General features: G+C 74.1%; 3 protein-coding genes and 1 pseudogene. All 4 read left to right on the top strand.

Annotation, left to right across the window (positions count from 1 at the left end):
* On the top strand, window positions 1-129 hold a 129-nt coding region (locus AB0G02_RS34775; RefSeq protein WP_360803044.1), incomplete at its 5' end, for a DUF4162 domain-containing protein.
* Window positions 129-1,238, top strand: a complete 1,110-nt coding sequence (locus AB0G02_RS34770; RefSeq protein ID WP_360803041.1) for an ABC transporter permease — start codon at window positions 129-131, stop codon at window positions 1,236-1,238. The genes AB0G02_RS34775 and AB0G02_RS34770, both read left to right, overlap by 1 nt.
* 72 nt (window positions 1,239-1,310) lie before the next feature.
* The gene (locus AB0G02_RS34765) at window positions 1,311-1,904 is read left to right on the top strand and encodes a sigma-70 family RNA polymerase sigma factor (RefSeq protein ID WP_360803038.1); all 594 of its coding nucleotides are present in this window, start codon (window positions 1,311-1,313) and stop codon (window positions 1,902-1,904) included.
* A pseudogene (locus tag AB0G02_RS34760) lies at window positions 1,897-2,626 on the top strand (hypothetical protein); the annotation flags it as partial. The gene AB0G02_RS34765 and the pseudogene AB0G02_RS34760, both read left to right, overlap by 8 nt.

Below are 2,626 nucleotides of genomic sequence, written 5' to 3'. Positions count from 1 at the left end.
GTGTTCGAACCGGACGGTGACGCGGAGGCGGACCAGGCGGTCCTGCAGGCCGCGCTGCGGCGGGGCCCCGTGCGCAGCTTCACCCCCGTCGTGCCGACGCTCGACGAGATCTTCATGGAGGCGATCTGATGACCGGCGTGACGGAGCGGCACGGCGGGTCGCGCGGTTTCCTGGCGGCCACCCGACTGGTCGCGGAGCGGGAGATGAAGACCTTCCTGCGGGCCAAGGGTTTCTGGATCGGCCTGGGCGTGATCGTGGTGGGGTTGTTCGCGCTGTCGATCCTGCCGACCGTGCTCGGTGGCGGGCAGACCACCGTGGCGGCGGTGGGGCCGCGGGCCGCGGAGGTGTTGGCGGACACGGGTGTCGAGGTGCGCGAGGTCCCCGACGTGGCCGCCGCCGAGGCGCTGGTCCGGGCCGAGGAGGTGGAGGCGGCGGTCGTGCCGGACACCACCGGCGGGTCCGCCACCGGTGTGCGCGTGGTGGCGCTGGCCGATCCGCCCACCGACGTCGTGGCCGCGCTGCGCACCGCGCCACCGGTCGACCTGCTCGACCCGGCCGAGGTCGGCCAGGGGCAGCGGCAGCTCGTCATCATGGTGTTCGCGCTGGTCTTCCTCATGTTCGGGATGAGCGGGACGGCGATCGCGCAGAGCACGGTCACCGAGAAGCAGACCCGGATCGTGGAGATCCTGGTGTCGACGATCCCGGTGCGGGCGCTGCTGGCGGGCAAGATCGCGGGCCACTCGCTGCTGACCGTCGGGCAGGTGCTGGTGATCGCGGTGGCCGCGCCGGTGGCGTTGCGGCTCGGCGGGCACTCGGAGCTGCTGGCGCTGGTCGCGCCCGCGCTGGGCTGGTTCGTGCCGTTCCTGGTGCTGGGCTTCGTGCTGCTGGCCGCGATGTGGGCGGTCGCCGGGTCCTTGGTCAGCAGGCAGGAGGACCTGGGTTCGAGCATGGGCCTGGTGATGCTGCTGGTGATGGGGCCGTACTTCGGGGTGATGTTCTTCTCCGACGACGCCACCGTGCTCACCGTGCTGTCGTTCGTGCCGTTCTCGTCGGCCATCGCGATGCCGGTGCGGCTGTTCACCGGCGAGGCCGCGGTGTGGGAGCCGCTGGTCGCCCTGGGGTTGCTGGCCGGAACGGTCGTGCTGGCCGTGCTGCTGGCGAGCCGGGTGTTCTCGGGGTCGCTGCTGCACACCGGTGGCAAGCTCGCCCTGGCCAAGGCCTGGGCGCGGCAGGGGTAGCACGGGGGCCGGTCCTGCGGCGTCCGCCGTGAACGCGGAGGAGCGCCGCGGGCAACACCAGTCGTGAGGATGATGACCGAGCACGCGGACGGCGGTGGGGCGTCGGAAGCCGACGACCGGCCGGATCTGTCCGGACCGCACCCGTCACGGGTCTTCGGGCAGCTGTTCGACCGGCACTCCCGGCCGCTGCACCGGTACCTGGCGCGGCGGGTCGGTGACCTGGCCGACGACCTCGTCGGTGAGACGTTCCTGGTCGCGTACCAGTCGCGTTCCGGGTACGACCCGGGGCGCGGCACGGCGCGCGCCTGGCTCTACGGCATCGCCACGAACCTGCTGCGCAGGCACCTTCGGCAGGAGGAGCGCGGCCTGCGCGCCGCGGTGCGGGCGGCCGGGTCGACGGCGGGCCACGAGGACCACGAGAGCCGGGTGGCGGACCAGGTCGACGCCACGGCCCGGGCCCGGCTCCTGGCGGGTGCGCTGGTCGAGCTGGACGCGGGCGACCGGGACGTGCTGCTGCTGACCAGCTGGGCGGGGTTGGACTCGAACGAGGTGGCCGAAGCGCTGGACATCCCGGTCGGGACGGTCAGGTCGCGGCTGCACCGCGTGCGGCGGCGGTTGCGGGCCCACGCGTCGAACAACGAGCACACGGGGAGTGGCGATGAGTGACCACGACACCCGCCGCGTCTGGACCGAGGACGAACTGGACTCCGCGCTGGACGCCTTCAACGCCGACGTCCGCACGGACGAGCCGGTGCTCGCCGAGGCCAGGGCGGCGCTGATGGCGTTGGTCGAGCGGGGGGAGTCGGACCCGTTCACGGAGGAAGACCGAGCACACCGCGCGGCGGGCGAGCAGTCGGTTGGACAGCGGCCGGTCGGGCGGTCGGTGGGGCGGTGGGCGGCCGGGGTGGCGGCGGTGGCCGTGTTGGTGGCCGGGGCGTTGGTGGCGCAGACCGCGTCGTTCGACGGGGCGGCGCGGGCGACCGCCGAGGCGGTGCAGACGTTGGACCTCGCGGCGGCCAGGTCGGTCGGCGCGGTGGACGAGCCGGTCGCGCCCGGTCGCTACCGCTACGTCGCCACGCACGCCTGGTGGATGGCGTCGACCACCTCGGGCGGCCGCGAGTACGCCCGGCTCGTCGAGAACCTGATCCGGACGTGGGTGCCCGCGGACCCGCGCGGCGAGAGTCTGCTGCGCCGGGCCGCCACCGGCAACCGGCAGTGGGTGGTCGGCACCGAGGACGAGGCGAAGGCGGCCGGGGTCGACCCCGGGGGGCCGTGGCCCGAGGGCGAGTGGCGCGCGCCGTGCGGCGACTTCTTCACGGACGAGAAGTGCGGGCGGCCCGGTGGGTGGAACAACCCCACCCCCGAGTGGCAGGCGAGCCTGCCGACCG

Origin of the sequence: Actinosynnema sp. NPDC023658, assembly GCF_040639995.1 — a bacterium.
Taxonomy (GTDB): Bacteria; Actinomycetota; Actinomycetes; order Mycobacteriales; family Pseudonocardiaceae; genus Actinosynnema.
The sequence above is the reverse complement of the archived record's forward strand: the minus strand, read 5'-3'. Positions and strand labels throughout refer to the sequence as shown.

What these genes read in the sequence shown, in the direction of transcription:
- AB0G02_RS34770 (WP_360803041.1), top strand. Translation starts at nt 129, where the DNA reads ATGACCGGCGTGACGGAGCGGCACGGCGGGTCGCGCGGTTTCCTGGCG.
- AB0G02_RS34765 (WP_360803038.1), top strand. Translation starts at nt 1,311, where the DNA reads ATGACCGAGCACGCGGACGGCGGTGGGGCGTCGGAAGCCGACGACCGG.